The 17423-nt window shown below is 69.2% G+C and carries 25 protein-coding genes; 6 read left to right on the top strand and 19 right to left on the bottom strand.

The window, feature by feature from the left end:
* Positions 1–29 precede the first annotated feature (29 nt).
* The gene (locus tag OH768_RS24075; protein ID WP_406456808.1) at positions 30–989 is read right to left on the bottom strand and encodes an asparaginase; all 960 of its coding nucleotides are present in this window, start codon (positions 987–989) and stop codon (positions 30–32) included.
* 12 nt (positions 990–1001) lie between these two features.
* Complete coding sequence (locus OH768_RS24080; RefSeq protein ID WP_406456810.1) at positions 1002–1604, bottom strand: aerial mycelium formation protein; 603 nt, start codon at positions 1602–1604, stop codon at positions 1002–1004.
* A gap of 160 nt (positions 1605–1764) precedes the next feature.
* On the opposite strand from OH768_RS24080, the gene dtd reads away from it, so the two are divergent.
* On the top strand, positions 1765–2190 hold the full coding sequence (dtd, locus tag OH768_RS24085) for a D-aminoacyl-tRNA deacylase (RefSeq protein WP_406456812.1): 426 nt from the start codon (positions 1765–1767) through the stop codon (positions 2188–2190).
* Here dtd and OH768_RS24090 read toward each other — a convergent pair.
* From OH768_RS24090 to OH768_RS24110, 5 genes are read right to left on the bottom strand one after another with little or no spacing between them, the layout of a single operon-like run.
* A complete protein-coding gene (locus tag OH768_RS24090) occupies positions 2187–3152 on the bottom strand; it encodes a YgfZ/GcvT domain-containing protein (RefSeq protein ID WP_406456814.1) in 966 nt (321 codons plus the stop codon). The two genes, dtd and OH768_RS24090, sit on opposite strands and share 4 nt — an antisense overlap.
* A gap of 10 nt (positions 3153–3162) precedes the next feature.
* On the bottom strand, positions 3163–3603 hold the full coding sequence (locus OH768_RS24095) for a transcriptional repressor (RefSeq protein WP_318021720.1): 441 nt from the start codon (positions 3601–3603) through the stop codon (positions 3163–3165).
* 47 nt (positions 3604–3650) lie between these two features.
* Positions 3651–4307, bottom strand: coding sequence for a restriction endonuclease subunit S (locus OH768_RS24100; protein ID WP_406456816.1), 657 nt, complete (start codon positions 4305–4307; stop codon positions 3651–3653).
* The gene (locus tag OH768_RS24105; RefSeq protein WP_406456818.1) at positions 4304–5914 is read right to left on the bottom strand and encodes an N-6 DNA methylase; all 1611 of its coding nucleotides are present in this window, start codon (positions 5912–5914) and stop codon (positions 4304–4306) included. The genes OH768_RS24100 and OH768_RS24105 overlap by 4 nt, the downstream gene beginning before the upstream one ends.
* Positions 5915–5928: 14 nt before the next feature.
* On the bottom strand, positions 5929–6594 hold the full coding sequence (locus OH768_RS24110) for a hypothetical protein (protein ID WP_406456820.1): 666 nt from the start codon (positions 6592–6594) through the stop codon (positions 5929–5931).
* A gap of 390 nt (positions 6595–6984) precedes the next feature.
* Here OH768_RS24110 and OH768_RS24115 point away from each other — a divergent pair, with 390 nt between their 5' ends.
* Positions 6985–7455 (top strand): hypothetical protein, encoded by a 471-nt coding sequence (locus OH768_RS24115; RefSeq protein WP_406456822.1) that lies wholly within the window; start codon positions 6985–6987, stop codon positions 7453–7455.
* A gap of 44 nt (positions 7456–7499) precedes the next feature.
* On the opposite strand, the gene OH768_RS24120 is transcribed toward OH768_RS24115, so the two are convergent.
* From OH768_RS24120 to OH768_RS24135, 4 genes are all read right to left on the bottom strand, one after another.
* Complete coding sequence (locus tag OH768_RS24120; protein WP_363098002.1) at positions 7500–8075, bottom strand: FABP family protein; 576 nt, start codon at positions 8073–8075, stop codon at positions 7500–7502.
* 214 nt (positions 8076–8289) lie between these two features.
* Positions 8290–9027 (bottom strand): hypothetical protein, encoded by a 738-nt coding sequence (locus OH768_RS24125; protein WP_406456824.1) that lies wholly within the window; start codon positions 9025–9027, stop codon positions 8290–8292.
* A 512-nt stretch (positions 9028–9539) separates the two neighbouring features.
* Positions 9540–10424 carry a hypothetical protein gene (locus tag OH768_RS24130; protein WP_406456826.1) on the bottom strand — a complete coding sequence of 295 codons (885 nt, stop codon included), beginning with the start codon at positions 10422–10424 and terminating at the stop codon, positions 9540–9542.
* The gene (locus tag OH768_RS24135; protein WP_406456828.1) at positions 10421–11149 is read right to left on the bottom strand and encodes a hypothetical protein; all 729 of its coding nucleotides are present in this window, start codon (positions 11147–11149) and stop codon (positions 10421–10423) included. Before OH768_RS24135 ends, OH768_RS24130 begins: the two co-directional genes overlap by 4 nt.
* 153 nt (positions 11150–11302) lie before the next feature.
* On the opposite strand from OH768_RS24135, the gene OH768_RS24140 reads away from it, so the two are divergent.
* On the top strand, positions 11303–11665 hold the full coding sequence (locus OH768_RS24140; RefSeq protein WP_406456830.1) for a DsrE family protein: 363 nt from the start codon (positions 11303–11305) through the stop codon (positions 11663–11665).
* Here the strand turns inward: OH768_RS24140 and OH768_RS24145 are convergent.
* Together OH768_RS24145 and OH768_RS24150 are read right to left on the bottom strand one after the other, a co-directional pair.
* Positions 11659–11862, bottom strand: a complete 204-nt coding sequence (locus tag OH768_RS24145; RefSeq protein WP_406456832.1) for a DUF397 domain-containing protein — start codon at positions 11860–11862, stop codon at positions 11659–11661. The genes OH768_RS24140 and OH768_RS24145 overlap by 7 nt on opposite strands.
* The gene (locus OH768_RS24150) at positions 11844–12686 is read right to left on the bottom strand and encodes a helix-turn-helix transcriptional regulator (RefSeq protein WP_406456834.1); all 843 of its coding nucleotides are present in this window, start codon (positions 12684–12686) and stop codon (positions 11844–11846) included. The genes OH768_RS24145 and OH768_RS24150 overlap by 19 nt, the downstream gene beginning before the upstream one ends.
* A gap of 169 nt (positions 12687–12855) precedes the next feature.
* Here OH768_RS24150 and OH768_RS24155 point away from each other — a divergent pair, with 169 nt between their 5' ends.
* The gene (locus tag OH768_RS24155) at positions 12856–13221 is read left to right on the top strand and encodes a hypothetical protein (protein ID WP_406456836.1); all 366 of its coding nucleotides are present in this window, start codon (positions 12856–12858) and stop codon (positions 13219–13221) included.
* On the top strand, positions 13218–13451 hold the full coding sequence (locus OH768_RS24160) for a hypothetical protein (RefSeq protein ID WP_406456838.1): 234 nt from the start codon (positions 13218–13220) through the stop codon (positions 13449–13451). The genes OH768_RS24155 and OH768_RS24160 overlap by 4 nt, the downstream gene beginning before the upstream one ends.
* Here the strand turns inward: OH768_RS24160 and OH768_RS24165 are convergent.
* A complete protein-coding gene (locus tag OH768_RS24165; RefSeq protein WP_406456840.1) occupies positions 13435–14061 on the bottom strand; it encodes a TetR/AcrR family transcriptional regulator C-terminal ligand-binding domain-containing protein in 627 nt (208 codons plus the stop codon). The two genes, OH768_RS24160 and OH768_RS24165, sit on opposite strands and share 17 nt — an antisense overlap.
* Positions 14062–14166: 105 nt before the next feature.
* Between OH768_RS24165 and OH768_RS24170 the strand changes: the two genes are divergently transcribed.
* Positions 14167–15201 carry an aldo/keto reductase gene (locus OH768_RS24170; protein WP_406456842.1) on the top strand — a complete coding sequence of 345 codons (1035 nt, stop codon included), beginning with the start codon at positions 14167–14169 and terminating at the stop codon, positions 15199–15201.
* Here OH768_RS24170 and OH768_RS24175 read toward each other — a convergent pair.
* The 5 genes from OH768_RS24175 to OH768_RS24195 all read right to left on the bottom strand — a co-directional run bounded on the left by OH768_RS24175 (position 15182) and on the right by OH768_RS24195 (position 17272).
* Entirely contained in the window at positions 15182–15568 is a 387-nt protein-coding gene (locus OH768_RS24175) for a VOC family protein (RefSeq protein WP_406456844.1), read from the bottom strand. The genes OH768_RS24170 and OH768_RS24175 overlap by 20 nt on opposite strands.
* Positions 15569–15578: 10 nt before the next feature.
* A complete protein-coding gene (locus OH768_RS24180; RefSeq protein ID WP_406456846.1) occupies positions 15579–15839 on the bottom strand; it encodes a DUF3099 domain-containing protein in 261 nt (86 codons plus the stop codon).
* Positions 15840–15915: 76 nt separating this feature from the next.
* Positions 15916–16203, bottom strand: coding sequence for a DUF1416 domain-containing protein (locus OH768_RS24185; RefSeq protein WP_406456848.1), 288 nt, complete (start codon positions 16201–16203; stop codon positions 15916–15918).
* A gap of 35 nt (positions 16204–16238) precedes the next feature.
* A complete protein-coding gene (locus OH768_RS24190) occupies positions 16239–17078 on the bottom strand; it encodes a sulfurtransferase (protein ID WP_406456850.1) in 840 nt (279 codons plus the stop codon).
* A 113-nt stretch (positions 17079–17191) separates the two neighbouring features.
* Complete coding sequence (locus tag OH768_RS24195; protein WP_353963781.1) at positions 17192–17272, bottom strand: putative leader peptide; 81 nt, start codon at positions 17270–17272, stop codon at positions 17192–17194.
* Positions 17273–17423 lie beyond the last annotated feature (151 nt).

The following is a 17423-nucleotide window of genomic DNA, read 5'->3' on the forward strand; positions in this document are numbered from 1 at the left end:
GAAGGGGCCTCGTCCTCGAAAAGTGATCGCTAGAACGCCGCCCGAATCTCCCCCACCTCACGCCCCCCGCCCAGCACCGCGGCCTTCCCGAATTCAGGCACCCGTGCGCCCATCAGGTCCAGCGCCCGCCCCAGCACGGGCCCCAGGGCCCGCCCCGCCCCGTCCTCCACCTTGAACGCCACGGCACGCCCGTCCGGCAGGGCCACCGCCTGTACGGCCTCGGCGCCCATCTTCGACAGCAGGCCCGGTACCGCGCGCATCAGGAGGGTGTCGGGGCGGCGCGTGCCCGCGACGTACTCGGGGTGGGCGCGCATCGCGTCGGCGACTCGGCGTTCCGGGGTGCCGGGGGTGGCGAGGACGAAGGAGCGGTAGGCGCGGGCGAGGCCGGTGAGGGTGATGGCCAGGAGTGGGGCGCCGCAGCCGTCCGTGCCCACGGCGGTGACCGGCTCGCCCGCCGCTTCTTCCACAACCCTGTGGATAACTTTCTGGAGCGGGTGCCCGGGGTCCAGGTAGGAGTCCAGCGGCCAGCCGCGCAGCGCGCTCGCCGCGAGCATCGCGGTGTGTTTGCCGGAGCAGTTCATGGCGACCCGGTCGCGTACGGCGCCCGACGCGAGGTACGTCTCCTGCTCGACCGGGTCCAGCGGAAGGTCCGGCGGGCACTGCAACTGCCCCGCGTCCAGGCCGTGTTCGGCGAGAAGCTGTCGTACGAGATCTCGGTGGAAGAGTTCGCCGGAGTGGCTCGCGGCGGCGAGGGCGAGGCGTTCGCCGGTGAGGTCGAGGCCCGCGTGGAGGACGCCGGCCGCCTGCATGGGCTTGTTGGAGGAGCGGGGGAAGACCGGGGTGGTCGTATCGCCCAGGGCCAGTTCCACGGAACCGTCCGACGCCAGTACCACCAGGCTGCCCCGATGGCGGCTCTCGACGAAGCCGGAGCGGACGACCTCGGCGAGCACCGGAGGTGCGATGAAGGAATCCTCGGCCGTCACGCGCACCCCTCACACAAGTCACACGAGCAGGTCGTCCACCTGCGCCTCACCCTCACGGTACCTGCGGGCGATCTCCGCGCTGCAGCCGTCGGCCGTGTGCTGGAGGACCTGACGGCGCCGGGACACCTGCTGTTCGTACCGTACGAGCCGGCCCATCGCGGTGGTCAGCTCCAGGTCGGTGCGCGCCTCCAGGTCCGAGAGCTCGACCTCGGCGAGCATCTCGGCGGCCAGCAGCCGGTACTCCTCGCTGTGCGGGGTGCCGAGTGTGACGTGCCGGGCCGAGGAACGGTGCCGGGCGGGCGCGTCGGCGAGGATCTCCGAGAGACGGTCCACCACCGAGGCCGCGCCTGCCGGGGAGCGCCGGGCCAGTTCGGCCCGCAGGATGTCGATACGGCCCTGGAGGAGCCGTCGTACGTAACTCAGGTCGGCCTCGTCGCGCTGGGCGTCGCGGCGCAGCGCGCGCAGCTCCGTGAGGCGCAGTGCGGTCAGGTCGGGTGCGGCCGGTTCGGCGGGCAGCAGCGGGCTGTCGACGCGCTGCACGGGCGGGCGGCGCGTGGCCGCTCCTCCCGCGCGGATCAGCGAGACAGTCCCGGGGGACTGCCCGGTACTCGGTGTGCTCATGTGCCTCTACCCGTCCCCTCGACCGGCGTGTGGACAGCATCGTGCCACCCCAACTGGCCGCTATGTGACCGAGTGCCCCCGAACGGCCCCAGATGGGGGGGTTAAGGAACAAAATAGACCCGCCCGGAGTTGTTCTCGTCCGCACGGCATCATGGGACCCATGCGAGCAGTGGTGCAACGGGTGGACGGCGCGAGCGTCGTCGTGGGCGGCGAGACGGTCGGGGCGATCGAGGGCGAGGGCCTGTGCGTCCTCGTCGGCGTCACACACGAGGACACCAAGGAGAAGGCGGCCCAACTGGCCCGCAAACTCTGGTCGATCCGCATGCTGCACGACGAGAAGTCGTGCAGCGACATCGATGCCCCGCTTCTCGTCATCAGCCAGTTCACCCTCTACGGCGACGCCCGCAAGGGCCGCCGGCCCACCTGGAACGCCGCCGCCCCCGGCGACGTCGCCGAGCCGCTGGTCGACGAGGTCGTCGCCCAACTCCGCGCCCTGGGCGCCACGGTGGCGACGGGCCGCTTCGGCGCCCGGATGCGCGTCGCGCTGACGAACGACGGCCCGTTCACGGTCGTGGTCGACCTCTAGGGCTCTACGACGACTTCCTGGGCCGCGGCCGTCGAGTCGGCCAGCAGGGGCGCGTCCACCGGCACATTCCGCTTCACCAGCGCCAGGGCGATCGGCCCGAGTTCATGGTGCCGTACGGAGGTGGTGATGAAGCCGATCTTCCGGCCTTCCTCGCCCTCCTCCGCGAGCCGCAACTCCGTGCCGTGGCCCGGGAGATGGACCTCGCTGCCGTCGAGGTGGAGGAAGACGAGGCGGCGCGGGGGCTTGCCGAGGTTCTGCACCCGCGCGACCGTCTCCTGGCCCCGGTAGCAGCCCTTCTGCAGATGAACCGCCGTACCGATCCAGCCCAGTTCGTGCGGGATGGTGCGGTGGTCGGTCTCGAAGCCGAGGCGGGGGCGGTGGTGTTCGACGCGCAGCGCCTCGTAGGCCAGGAGCCCGGCCGGCGGGCCCGCCTTCTCGGCGTACGACTCCAGGTCGGCGCGCGGGAGGAAGAGATCACGGCCGTACGGCGTCTCGCGTACGACGACGCCGACGGGGACCGGGGCGATGGAGCCGGCGGGAAGATGCACGACCGCGAACTCCCCCGTCCTGTCGGCGACTTCGACCCGATAGAAGAACTTCATCGACTCCAGGTAGGCGATCAGCGCCTCCTGGGTGTCGGGTTCGGTGTGCATCCAGACCGTGGCGCCGTCGTCGACGAGGTACAGGGCGTGCTCGATGTGGCCGTGCGCGGAGAGGATCAGCGCCTCGGTGGCGACGCCCACGGGGAGGTCGGTGACGTGCTGGGTGAGCAGGAGGTGCAGCCAGCTCAGCCGGTCGTCGCCGGTGACGGCGACCACACCGCGGTGCGAGAGGTCCACGAAACCGGTGCCGTCGGCGAGGGCGCGCTGCTCGCGGAACAGGTCGCCGTAGTGGGCGGCGACGCCTTCGTCCACTCCTTCGGCGGAGACGGCGCCGGGCAGGGACAGCAGGGGACTCTTCATACGGGCAAGCCTACGACTCGGTAGTTGAAGTCTTCATGGAACAGTCCCTGCATCTGCCGAAGATCGCGAAGTGCTTCATGTCGGTCTCGAAGCCGAAGGTGTCCCGCAGCTTGGCCCGGAACTCGGCGGCGACCTCGACATCGGCCTCGATGACGTTCGTGCAGTCACGGCAGACGAGGTGTATGTGGTGGTGCCGGTCGGCGAGGTGGTACGTCGGCGCCCCGTGCCCGAGGTGGGCATGGCTGACCAGCTGAAGCTCCTCCAGGAGCTCCAGCGTCCGGTACACCGTGGAGATGTTGACCCCCGACGCGGTCTTCCGCACCTCGATGAGGATGTCGTCGGGGGTCGCGTGCTCCAGGGTGTCCACGGCTTCGAGCACGAGCTGCCGCTGCGGGGTCAGCCGGTAACCGCGCTGCCGCAGATCACTCTTCCAGTCGGTGCCTGGGTCCATGCCTTGGGTGCTCACCACACGCCCAGTCTAGAGCGGGGCGGACGGAGTCACGGCTCGGCGGACAGAACGCCGTTCATCAGAGCATCGGCGAGCGCACTGCGGTAGGCGCGGGTCGCACGAGCCGACTCGTCATGTGCCCGGATCTTGTCGTCGAGGGCGGCGAGTGCCGCGCCGATCGCCTCCTGTTCGGCCTCCGGCGGCAGGAACACGGGCAGCTCACCCAGGGTGCGGATACTCAGTGACGGGATGACCGCACCGGCCGTGCGTGTCCTGATCCAGTCCTGTGCGACCGCCGCGCTCAGACAGGCGGCGAGATAGGCGGCTCCGACGGGCCCTTCCTCGTCCAGTCTCAGCCGTACCAGATTGGGGTGGAACAGCCACCCCGCGTGCTCCCCGGTCACCAGTGCGCAGCGGCCCACGGTGCCGGTCCGGGTGACGAGCACGTCTCCTTGGGCCAACTCGTACTTCACCAGTGTCCGGGCCCGTTCCCAGGAGATCGCGGGTACGGCGGCGGCTTCCTGGGGAACGATCCGACGGCTGCGGAGGTCTCGCGGCAGTACGACCGGCGTCCCGCCGTCCGCCCAGGTACGGCCCTTGTCCTCGGGCCTGCCGCCGCCCGGACCCACCTGGATGGAGGTGCACAGTTCCCGCAGGGGGCGACAGGACCAGCCCTCCGGTGGCACCACCCCGTCGGTCACCGTCATAGTCCATACCTCCTGAGCCACCGTCTCACCTCCGCGTCGGCCACCCCCACGCGCGCCTGCTGCGCCTCCATCTCCTCGGCCAGCCTCGCCAGTTGGTCCAGGATCTCGGCAGTGTCGGCCGCCGTGGCGTCCGGCGCCCGGCCGGCGATGGGGACATGGCGCGCCGGGTCCAGATTGTGACCGCGTTGAACCGTTTCCCGCAGTGGCACGGCTCGGCTCAGGCCGGGGGTACCCGCGAAGACCCGCCCTGTCTCCCCGGCTCTGCGCCAGGACACGTATTCCCCGACCAGCCGACCGATGTCGTCGTCGGACAGGGCCTTCTGTGTTCTGGTGACGTTGTGTCCGAGGTGCGCGCCGGCCACGAACAGCACCTCGCCGTTCGCCACCCCGTTGGAACCGGGGGCACGCAGGAACCAGATGTGGGTCTTGACGCCGGTGAGTGCGAAGAGCCCGGCCGGGAGTTCGATCACGCACTCCACGACCCCGGCCTCGACAAGCCCATCCCGGACGGTTTCGGCGGCGCCCGCGTTGAACGCCGCTCCGGCCGGCATCAACACCGCGGCCCGACCGTCGGGCGAAAGCCGTGAGACGGCGTACTGAAGCCAGTCGAACTCGGTCCGGCGGGCAGCTCCATAGACCCAGTACGGCGGCGGGGGCACGTCGTCGTGGAGACGTCCGAAGGGGGGGTTGGTCAGGAGCACGTCGAAGACACCGGGGGGATCGGCGGGGTCGAGCGCGGGAGTGACCGGTCCTTCTCCGAACCGTACGGAACGCTCATGGTGCACCCGTAGGTTCATGCCCGCTACCTGTTGTTCCCGAGGCCCCGCCACCCGGCCGCTGACGTGAACCGGCGCATCGCCGCCGTGCTCGACGACGGCGTCCAGGTAGGCGACGAGCAGTTCTCCGGTACGGGCACAGGGGTCGTGGACGCTCAACGCTTCCGGCTGTACGGCGGCCAGTGCCCCGGCCATGACGCGGCTCACCGACGGCGGGGTGAAGAACACGCCGCCCTCACGGGCGTGAGCATCGACCCACTGCACGAGCACACGGTCGAACGCCTCCCGGGCCTCCCGCTGGGAGCGTGCGGTGCTTCTGCCGAGGACGCGGGAGAGACCGTGCAGCAGATGGCCGGGCACGTTCCCTTCCGGTAGGTGATGTGTACGGGCCGCCTCGCCGAAGTCCTCCACGGTCTGGAGCACGCGGTCAGGTTCCACGATGCGGAGCAGCACGAAGTACAGCAGCCATTCGAGATAGTGGTCCAGCGGCATCGGCCCCCGCAGCCGGTCCGCCTCCGGTCCCGCCAGTTGCTCGATCGCCCGGAGCAGTCCACCGGCCGTCCCTCCGGACAGACTCCTGCGGAACCGGTCGCCGTAGGTCGTGCCCACCGGTTCGCCCGGGCGCAGGGCGTTCGCGGGGACGGTCCGGCCGGACAACCAGGCCAGCACCTCGACGGCGCGGAACTGCTCGACCGCAGAGTCTGTGCTCACGGGTGCGGGGAAGTCTTCGTGCCGCCGCTCCCAGTTGGTGACGGCGGGGCGCTGCACCCCTGCGAGGCGGGCGATGTCGGGCCGGGAGACGAGCACATCGGTGAACTCGACGTCGGTCACAGCGCCTTCCTCCATCAGAACCTCGGCGGTCTGCTGCCGCCCAGGGCGTCCACCCGTCCCGCGAGCACGGCGGGGAATCGATCCATGGCCACTGCTTCCTTGGCCAGCTCAGGGCTGACATAGCCGAGCACGCGGTAGATGGTGTCATGGTCGGCGGCGAGGTGCCGGTGATGGACCGGCTCGTGGTGCATGACCCGGTTGCGCAGCAGGACCAGCGAGGTCAGGTCGCGGTAGAGACGGTCGCGGCGCCCTCGGTAGTGCGGAAACGCCGAGTGCAGTACCGGCACCCAGAACATCCGGTCGTAGCCCGAACCATGGCTGATCAATGAGACCCAGAAGCCGAAGGACAGTTCCGCCACCACGTCGTCCGGCCTCGTGGGGCGCGGGCGCCGCCCGCAGGTGCGATGGGCGTCATCCACAAGCCTGCGTCCGCGCTCGTTCAAGGGCGCCACCGCCCACCAGTCCGGCCTGCCGTGGTGTCGGACGAGCGCACTGTGCAGGGCGTTGCGAAGGGCCAGCTCCAGGCAGTGAAGAGGACCGAGCAGGGTGGCCGACACTTCGACGTTCCACCAGTACAACCGCTCCGCGGCCCGGGCGTCACCATGCGCCGCACGGATGTAGCGCTTCAGGCGCGGTAAGGACAGGTCTCGCAGTATCCATTCGGGCAGGCGATTTGCCATGATTCCCCCCAGCGTCCCCGGACGCGCTGTGCTACCGTCAAAAGTGAATGTTCTGGGCTCGCCTCTGCACTGCAAGCCACCCAGAGCACAGCCTCCGGAGCCCCGGTCGCAGGCATATTGCGACCGGGGCTCCGCGCTTGCGCGAGGTCTGGATACTCGCTCCACGAAGACGGCATCACTGTAGTCTCGGGCCCACCCGCGCCGCAACTGCATTGTCATGCTGCGAATTCTGTTAACCCTCAGAGGAATCCGGCCTGCCGTGACCGGCCCGACCAGTGGGTCGCCCTGGACGCCGAGACGGGGGCGGTCATCGCACAGGCGGATCTGCGGACCGTCGGGCACGGCGGACAGCACCTGCTGCATCCGGCGAGCGATCAGGTCCTCCTCGATGTGGGTGAAGGACAGGACGGTTCGGTCATCTACCGCGCGTCGCTGGCCGGGACCCGGATGGATCTCATCAGCTATCCATGGGACGACCGGTGCCTCATCGACCTGTCGCCCGACGGACGCGAGTTCATGACCGTCCACCACGAGCAGGCCGATGTCGCCCTCCACGCCTACCCCGAGGGCGAGGTGAGGTTCGTGCTCTCCGTCGACGCCTTCGGACACGACCCCGACGAGAGCTACGTGGAATGGAGCGGCGGCTACCTGAGCCCGGACACCGCCGTCGTCACACTCGTCGGCGAAACCGAGGACGAGCAGGAGTGGTTCCGCCACTACCGCGTAGATGTACGCTCCGGCCAGGTCCGAACCGAGTTCGACGCCCGTACGGACAATCCCTACGACATCCGGCCTCTCGGAGACGGATCCTGGCTCACCAGGAGTGTGTCCGGTCACCCGATCCGCTGGACCGACTCATAGAGGCTCCACACCCGACCTGAGGGAGAGCAGGCGGGCGGCTGCGGCTACTTGAAGAAAGCGATCCCGTCGTCCGGCATGTCGTCCGGGAGGGCCTTCGCCCAGCGTTCGACGTCGTCCGGGGTGACGATCTTCTTCAGGTGGGCGGACATGTAGGGGCGGAGTTCGACCTCGGGGGTCTGCTTCTCGCCGACCCACATGAGGTCGCTCTTGACGTAGCCGTAGAGGCGCTTGCCGCCGGTGTAGGGGCCGGAGGCGGCGGTGCGGGCGACGGCGTCCGTGACCAGGTCGATCTGGGGCTTCTGCTTCGCCAGCTCGCCGTACCAGATCTCGACGACTCCGTCGTCGCGGGTCATCGTGACCTCTACCTTGCGGTCCGCGTCGATGCGCCAGAAGCCGGACTCGGTCTCCAGGGGGCGGACCTTGTTGCCGTCGTTGTCCAGGACCCAGGTGTGGGAGCGGTACTCCAGGAAGTCACGGCCGTCGTGGCTGAAGGAGACCTCCTGGCCGAAGTTGCACTTCTCGGAGCCCGGGAAGTCGTGCACGCCCGCGCCGGCCCAGTCGCCGAGCAGGAAGACGAGGGGGACCAGGTCCTTGTGGAGGTCGGACGGGATCTCGATCATGACGTCAGCAGTTCCTCGGTGGGGGTCAGCGCTGGCCCTGGTACAGCTTCTTCACGGTCAGCCCGGCGAAGGCGAGAACGCCGACGCAGACCAGGACCAGCAGGGTTTCGAAGAAGATCTCCACGGGTGCTCCTTGAGCGGTACGAGCGGTGCGTGTACACGGGCCGGGCCCCAGCTTAGTCGGCCGGGGCCCGGTGCTCTCTGCGAGGTACGGCTAGCCGAGCAGCTCGCTCTGCAACGTCACCGTCTGCTGGAACGGGACGGCCTCGGCCTGCCCCTTCCTCGACTGCACGATCATCGCGAAGGTGTCGCCGGCCGTGACGAAGCCCAGGCGGACCTGTTCGGCGCCGTACGGCTTCGTCTCGACGTACGGCTGGAGCGAGACGTTCGTGATCTTGGCCGCGTCCGGGAAGTCGTCGTCCGGCTCGTAGCCGTCGGCGCCGCGTACCGGGTAGGTGGGGGCCGCGTACCCGGCCAGGCCCTTGGAGATCTCGTCGGCGACCGTCGCCGTGTCGAACTGGAGCAGGTAGATCCGGGTGTGGGTGCCGTCCGGGGTGGTCCAGCCGCGCGCGGCGATGTGCCGCAGACCCTCGTCGGTCAGCTTCTGCGCGATCTCGGTGCGGTCGTCGGCGGCTGAGAACTCGGCGAGGAACACCTTCGTCGCCAGCCAGCCGTCGGTGCCGTCGAGGGCCTTGTCCCCTACGGCTCCCTTCGGCGCCGGCAGCACCAGCGCCCGCAGGTCGGCGAAGTGGGCCCCCGCCGCGTTCGCCGTGGCGAACGGCCCCGGGCTGCCCGTCGGCAACGGCGGCTTGCTGACCGTGGGAAACGTCCACCGCCCGTCCGACACCGTCCCGAGCCCCGGCACGTCCGACCGCTTCATCCCGGCGATCCCATAGGCCGTCCCGGCCCCGACCACCGCGAACACGACGACGGCGGCCCCCCACCGAACCACGGCACGGAGGACCCGACGGTCCTTGCGGGGGGCGGTGGGCTGGGCTTCCGGGGCCGGCGCGGAGGGGAGCGGGGGTTCAGTGGGTACCGGGGGTACCGGGACGGCCGGAGCCTCGGCGACGACGGCCGGAGCGGCCGAAGGCTCGGAGCCGGCCGGGGACTCCGCGACCGCAGGGACAGCCGGAGGCTCGGCATCGACCGAAGCGGCCGGGACCTCGGAAGCAACCGGAGCGACCGGAGCGACCTCAGGCTCCACGTCCGCCGCGGCCTCCGACGACCCGGAGACGCCCGGGACGACCAAGGCTTCCGTGACTGCCGGAGCAGCCGAAGACTCGGATGCAGGCGGGACGACCGGAGACTCCGTAGCCGCCGGGACAGCCGGAGCTTCAGCAGCGACCGGCACGACCGGGACCTCAGTGGCGTCGATCGCAGGCTCCGAGGACGGCGCAGGGATCGTCGGCGTAGGAGCCGGTGGTGTGTCCGTCGGTGTCGGTGTCTCGTGCTGTTGGTCGGTCATACCGCCTCCCCCGGGTCCTTGATGCGGTCGAGTTGTTCCTGCAGCAGGCGGCCGATGGCGTACGTCTGCATCGGGCGGGCGGATTTCGCGGTGAGGGTGACGAGGATTTCGCCCTGGTAGGCGGAGCAGTAGATCGTGTCGAGCTTTTCGTCGGCGTCCTTCGGGGAGAGGAAGCACTCGGCGTTCTTGTAGCCGTTGATCGATGGGCCGGGGCGGAAGACACCCAGGGAGTCGAAGAGCTCGTTCTGGAAGCGGGACGCGTTCCGTACCGCCGTCTTGTCCGCGATCTGGGCCAGCACGATGCTCACCGTCGACGCCTTGTCCGTGTAGACGGACGCCTGCTCGTCGGTGCTGACGTAGCTGCGCATCGCCAGGCCCTTGGTGTGCTGCTTGTCGATCTCCTTCTCCAGCGGCTTGCGCTGCTTGGCCGGCAGTTCCTTCAGCGACTCCTTGCGCAGCGCCGCCGCCTGCGCCCCCGTGAAGTCCACGTCGTGCCCGTACTCCGCGATGTCGGGTCCCTGGCTCCACCCGTCCGGCCCGTACGGCACGAGCGCCGCCGCGAGCGTGCTCGGTCTGCCGCCCACCGCCTTCTCCGACGACACCTTCGGGAGCGTCCATACGGCGTCCCCCGCGTCCCGGTCCGCGCCGTTCACGGTCACGACGGTGTACCCGACACCGCCGATCACGGCGACGGCGAGCAGCGCGGCTCCGGCGATCGCCGCGATACGGCCCCTGCGCACCGGTTTCCCGACCGCCTCGGCGGTCAACTCCTCGGAGCTGCCGACGAGTTCGGGAACGAGTACGTCCGTCTCCGGCTCTGTCTCCGACTCTGTCCCCGGCTCTGTCCCCGGCTTCTGTTCCGGCTGGTTCTCGGTGGTCACAGCCGCTCCATCTGCCGCTCGGCCAGATCCATGATTTTCTTCTTCGGGACGGGCTTCGCCGAGGAGACCCAGATGTCCATCTCGACGTCACCGCGCCAGGCGTGCGCCTCGGCGTTGTAGACGTCCGTGTAACCGGCCTCGCGGTCCGGCGAGTTGTGGACGTACGCCATCCCGTCGCCCGTGCCCGGGATGGGCCAGCTGTCGGTGTGGGACTCCTTCTCGGCCCAGTAGTAGGCATCGTCCGAGTCGGAAGCGGTCACGAGCTCGTCCTCCTGGCGGAACTGCACGAGCCGGATCTCGACGAACAGCGAGCTGCCCTCACGCCAGTTGGCGACGGCCGCGCGGCGGAACTCGCTCGCGACGAGGTCGCTGAACGCGCCGGCCGGCTTGTCGAACGTCTCCGCGTACTCGGCGAGGTCCATCCACCCGTCCACACCGACTTCGTAGCCCGCGTCCCGCGCCCCGCTCGGCCTCTTCAGCAGCAGCTTGCGCAGGTCGCCGTCCACCTTGACCCTGCGGTCCTGGGCGGCGGACAGGGGCTCCGGAGCGGGGCCCTTCGCCTGCGTCAGCGTCGCCTGCGACAGCGAGGGCAGCTTGTCGGGTGCGCGGTCCGCCTGGACCACGAAACCCGTGCAGGTACCGGCGACGACACCGAGCACTGCGGCGACTGCGATCAGGAGTGTGGTGCGGCCACGGCGGCGCGGTAGCCGGGGCGGGCTGGGCACCTCGCCAGCTGCTTCTTTTTCGGTTGGTTCTTCGGGTATTTCTGGTACTTCCACAACGTCCCCCACGGAACATGGCATGCGCATTCCATATGCGCGCACAGGAGACTCGTGGCCGTTGCAGGGAGTTGTAAGGAAGTTGATTACGATTCGGTCATGGCGAAGAAGCTCGTGATCAAGGTGACCGCGGGGGCCGACGCCCCCGAACGCTGCTCACAGGCGTTCACGGTGGCGGCGGTGGCCGTTGCCAGCGGGGTCGATGTCTCCCTGTGGCTGACCGGCGAGTCGGCGTGGTTCGCGCTGCCGGGCCGGGCCGCCGAGTTCCAACTCCCGCACGCCGCACCGCTGCCCGACCTGATCGACTCGATCCTCGCCGCCGGCCGCGTCACGTTGTGCACGCAGTGCGCGGCCCGGCGGGACATCACGGAGAAGGACGTCATCGGGGGCGTACGGATCGCCGGGGCGCAGGTGTTCGTACAGGAAGCGATGGCCGACGAGACGCAGGCCCTCGTCTACTGAGCCTGCCCCTTCACCGAGCCGACGAACTCCGCCCAGGCCTCGACACCGAAGAGGAGGGTGCCGTGGGCGGGGTTTTTGGTGTCGCGGACGGGGACGAGGGTGGGGATGTTGGGAGCGAACTCGATGCAGTTGCCGCCGTCCGTGTTGCTGTAACTGCTCTTCCGCCACGTCGCGTTGCTCAGGTCGATGACTCGCACGGCACTTCCTCCAACATCCGCAGGACGAACATCCGCGACTCGGCCGGGGACAGCGCCTGGTCGCGTACCGCATCATATGCACGCTGTAGCTGCTCAACCCGCTCGGTTTCCTCGATCAGTTCGCCACGTACGTCGTTCTCTGCGTAGGCCACGCCACGGCCATCCAGCAGCCTCAGGAACATGGTGTCGGTGCTCGTCAGGCCATGCACTCCAGTGCCGAACGGGAGGACGTGGATCGTAATGTTCGAGCGCTCGGCCGCCTCCACCAGGAACTCCAATTGCTGCCGCCACGCTCGCCGGTCGCGCATTCCCATGCGCACCACAGCCTCGGAGAGGATGGCGCGGAATGGGGGCGCATCATCCCCCTCCAGCAACTTCCGTCGCCGTACGCGCGCTTCGACCTGCTGCTCCAGCTCCTCACCCCTGGCGCCACCCGCCATGAGGGCCTCGCGTACATAGCCGTCCGTCTGGAGCAGACCCGGCGGCGCACTTACGGAGTACTGCCACAGACTGACCGCCTCAGCCTCCAACATCATGTACCGGCGATACTGCTCCTTGAACTGCGTCGGATCCCCCAACGCCAGCTCCCACAAGGTCAGTAGGAACAACCCGGTCCCGTAGTACTGGTCCAGCGCCTGCACGACCTCTGGCCCACCCAGCGTGCTCCCGCTCTCCATCTTGCCGAACTGCGAGGCGTCCCACCCCACCTCCCTCGACAAGTCCCGCAGTGTCAGGCCCCGTTCGGCCCTCAACCGCCGTAGTTCCTCGGCAAACCGCTTCCTGGGCTCATGGCTCATCTCCGTGACCACCAGCCGTTGCGGCATCTCGACCTCCTGTGGAATTTGTGGAATTTGGCGCGCCCCGTGCGGAAGTTGAGCCCGTTGGCGCTGCATTCGCCTCCGACCTGGGTCATCCTCGTAACACCCAGGAATGCACAGAGTAGTTCAACTGTCGCATTCTGTATGGAAGTTGCACAAAAAGGAGGAGGAGCCGATGGAAACCGGAGCGCTGCTGTACGACCCGGCCACGGACAAGGTCGGCGAGTACCAGGACAGGTCGGGCCCCTACGCCCTGCTGCGCCCCGTCGGCGGCGGCCGCGAATGGCAGGCCGACCCCGCCTCACTGCGACCGGCGACGGACCAGGAGCGCCTGAGTGCCGGGGTCCGCGCCGCCAACGCCCGTGCGCGGACCGACGCCCCGTTCCTCGTCACGCCCCCGCCCCGGCCCGTCGACGACTGCCCCACCTGCACGGAACTCGACGGCCTCCGCGCCATCGCCCGCACGGAACACGACTACAGCACCGAGACCGACGCGAACGTCCTGCTCCGCAAACACCGCAGTGAGGCCCACCCCGTATGAACCGCCCGCAGCCCCATCAACTGATCCAGGTACTCCCGGTCCAGACGCTCCCGCCCCCGCTCATGCCAGTCGTACGACCGCCGGAACCACCACCAGCCGCACCCACGCCCGCCCGCCGCCGACGACGGTTCCGGACCCCCCGTGCCCTGCGCGACGACGCCTTCTGGACCGGGGCGCTCACCGCGCTCTGCATCGGCGGCCTGCTGATGGCGATCATCGCGACGACTTGATCCGCACGTACGCTCCCGCACGCGCCGCAGCCGCGGCGGCCTCGGCGGCCCGGTCCGCGGCGGCTTCGTCGAGGCGGTCGCCGGTGGTCAGCAGGCGGTAGTAGAGGGGGGCGGAGACAGCGCGGACGACCTCGTGGACATCGGTACCCTCGGGCAACTCGCCCCGGTCGACGGCCTGTTGGACGCAGGGTGCCCACTCCTCGACGCGGATGTCGTAGAAGCGGTGCAGGGCCTCGGCCGTCTTCGCCTCGCAGGTGGCGGCGGCGATCACCGCCTTGAACAGGGCTCCTTGCCGCGGGTCGGCCAGGGTGCGCTGCACGAGCCGGGCGTTGGCTTTGAGGTCACCGAGCAGCGAGCCGGTCTCGGTACGCGGCAGTGACTGCTCGGCCATGTCCAGCAGCAGATCGGCCACCAAGCCGGTCACGGTTCCCCAGCGGCGGTAGACGGTGGTCTTGCCCACCTCGGCACGGCGCGCGACGTCGGCGAGGTCCAGGTGGGCAAAGCCGTGCTCCGCCAAGGCGTCCCCGGCCGCCCGCAGCACCGCCGCACGCACCCGTGCCGTGCGCCCTCCGGGACGAACGGTCCCTGGATCCGCACTCTCAAACCCCATAACGGGACTCCAGTTTTGTTAATCGCTCACGCCTGCTACGTTGAGACCCATACTAATGGAACTCCAGGTCCATTAGCCAAGTCGGGCGGCGAGAGAGGAACAGCCATGGAGTACAGGCGGCTGGGTGCATCCGGCCTCAAGGTCCCCGCACTGAGCTTCGGCGCCGGCACCTTCGGCGGCCGGGGGCCGCTGTTCGGCGCCTGGGGCAGCACCGACGCACAAGAAGCACGCCGGCTCGTGGACATCTGCCTCGACGCGGGGGTCACGATGTTCGACACCGCCGACGTCTATTCCGGCGGCGCCTCCGAGGAGGTGCTGGGCGCGGCGATCAAAGGCCGCAGGGACCAGGTGATCGTGTCCACCAAGGTCGGCCTGCCGATGGGCGACGGCCCGGGCGATGCGGGCTCCTCCCGTTCGCGCCTGATCACCGCGTGCGAGGACGCCCTGCGCCGACTCGGCACCGATCACATCGACCTGTTCCAGCTGCACGCCTTCGACGCCGGCACGCCGATCGAGGAGGTCCTGTCCGCACTCGACGACCTCGTACGAGCGGGGAAGGTCCGCTACCTCGGCATCTCCAACTTCTCCGGCTGGCAGGTGATGAAGTCTCTCTCGATCGCGGAGAGGTACGGCCACCCGCGCTACGCGGCACATCAGGTCTACTACTCCCTCGTCGGCCGCGACTACGAATGGGAGCTGATGCCCCTCGGGCTCGATCAGGGCCTCGGAGCCCTCGTCTGGAGCCCGCTCGGCTGGGGACGGCTCACCGGAAAAGTCCGCCGCGGCCGACCGCTGCCGGCCGGCAGCCGACTGCACCGCACTGCGGACTACGGCCCGCCGGTCGAGAACGAACACCTCTACCGCGTGGTCGACACCCTCGACGAGATCGCGCGGGAGACCGGCAAGAGCATTCCGCAGATCGCCATCAACTGGCTGCTGCGGCGGCCGACCGTCTCCTCCGTCATCATCGGCGCCCGCGACGAGGAGCAGCTGCGCCAGAACCTCGGTGCCGTCGGCTGGACGCTCACGCCCGACCAGATGGCGAGACTCGATGCGGCGAGCGGCAGGACAGCGCCCTACCCGTACTTCCCCTACCAGCGCCAGGAAGGCTTCGCCCGCCTCAGCCCACCGGTTGTGTAGGTCGCCACAGGCAGAACGGGTGCCCCGCAGGGTCCAGCAGGACCCGTACATCGTCCTGCGGCTGGTGGTCGTGGAGCGTGGCTCCCAAGCCCACGGCCCGCTCGACCTCGCCCTCCAGGTCGTCGACCTCGATGTCCAGGTGCAGCATCATCTGCTGCTCGCCGGGCCTGCGGGTGGGCCACACGGGCGGGACGTACTCCGGCTCGGTCTGGAAGGAGAGGCCGGTGCCGCCGTCGGGTGGGCCGATGAGGACCCAGTCGGGTTCCTCGGCCCGGACGACGTAGCCGAGGAGGCGGAGATAGAAGCCGGCCAGCTCGTGCGCGTCCTGCGCGTCGAGCACCACGGTGGACAGTCTCGTAGGCGACATGCCCGCCTTCCTACTGGTGCCGCTTCTTGCCGTCCAGCTCGTCCCACCACTCGTCGGACTTGGGGTCGCCGGAGGGGTCGTCCCACCAGCGGTCGTCGGGGCCCCGGCGGTTGGCGACCATGGCGGCGACGGGGGGGATCACCATCGCGACCACGCACATGCCGACGGCCGCGGGCACCGACCAGATCCGCACGACCCCCCAGGCCAGGACGAACAGCCCGATGCAGATGCCCATCATGACGAAGTACGTGCGACGGCGGCGTGCCAGCATGTTTCCAGGGTAGGCCTGGGCACGCCAAAGGGCCGCACCGAGGAAAAGGTGCGGCCCTTCAGCGGTAAACAGGCGATCAGACGGTGATCGCCACCTCCGCCAGCCCGCCCGTCTGGGCGACGACCGTGCGGTCGGCGGTGGCGCCCGGAACGAGGGCGCGGACGGTCCAGGTGCCTTCGGCCGCGTAGAAGCGGAACTGGCCCGTGGCGGAGGTCGGGACCTCCGCGGTGAACTCGCCGGTCGAGTCCAGGAGACGGACGTAGCCCGTCACCGGCTCGCCGTTGCGCGTCACCTGGCCCTGGATGGTGGTCTCACCGGGCTTGATCGTCGAGGCGTCGGGGCCGCCGGCCTTCGCTCCACACATGGTCTGTCCTTACGGGGTTGGGGCTGGTCGGGGGCTTACTTGTTGGCGCCGAGCTCGATCGGGACGCCGACCAGGGAGCCGTACTCGGTCCAGGAGCCGTCGTAGTTCTTGACGTTCTCGACACCGAGCAGCTCGTGCAGCACGAACCAGGTCAGGGCCGAGCGCTCGCCGATACGGCAGTACGCGATGGTGTCCTTGGCGAGGTCGACCTGCTCCTCGGCGTAGAGCTCCTTGAGCTCGTCGTCCGACTTGAAGGTGCCGTCGTCGTTGGCGTTCTTCGACCACGGGATGTTGCGGGCCGAAGGCACGTGGCCCGGGCGCTGCGACTGCTCCTGCGGAAGGTGGGCCGGCGCGAGCAGCTTGCCGCTGAACTCGTCGGGCGACCGGACGTCGACCAGGTTCTGCGAGCCGATGGCGGCCACGACGTCGTCGCGGAACGCGCGGATCGCCTTGTTCTGCGGCTTGGCCTTGTAGACGGTGGTGGCCCGCGCGGGGACCTCCTCGACCAGCTCGCGGGCGTCCAGCTCCCACTTCTTGCGGCCGCCGTCGAGCAGCTTGACGCTGTCGTGGCCGTACAGCTTGAAGTACCAGTAGGCGTACGAGGCGAACCAGTTGTTGTTGCCGCCGTAGAGGATCACCAGCGTGTCGTTGGCGATGCCCTTGGCCGAGAGGAGCTTCTCGAAGCCCTCCTCGTCGATGAAGTCACGGCGTACCGGGTCCTGGAGGTCCTTGGTCCAGTCGATCCGGATGGCGTTGCGGATGTGGTTCTTCTCGTACGCGGACGTGTCCTCGTCGACCTCGACGATGGCGATGTCCGCGCTGTCGAGGTTTGCCTCGACCCAGTCGGCGTCGACCAGGACGTCACTGCGGCTCATGCTGTTTCTCCTCCGGGGCAGTTACGGCGGTGCGGTGCGTGAGAGGGGGTGCGCGCTCGCGCGGGTGCCCTGAGATCAAGGGCACGGGGGAAGACGGAAGCCTGCGCTTCCGCTCAGAAAGTGCGACAGAGCATGGCGGCGACGCGGCACAGGTCCACTGCCCGCCGCTTCGTGAGATCCGCCTGTTGCCTCATAGGGTCGATCGTAGGGACGGACGGCGGGACATGTCACCGGTGTGTCGTATTTTGAGACGCGATCGTCCGTGATGTGAGATCAGCGGGCCGGTAGCGGCCCCGTCGCCGGTTGTCCGCGCGCCCCTCGCCGTCCTCACAACTGCCGTACGGA

The organism is Streptomyces sp. NBC_01622, assembly GCF_045209635.1.
Taxonomy (GTDB): Bacteria; Actinomycetota; Actinomycetes; order Streptomycetales; family Streptomycetaceae; genus Streptomyces.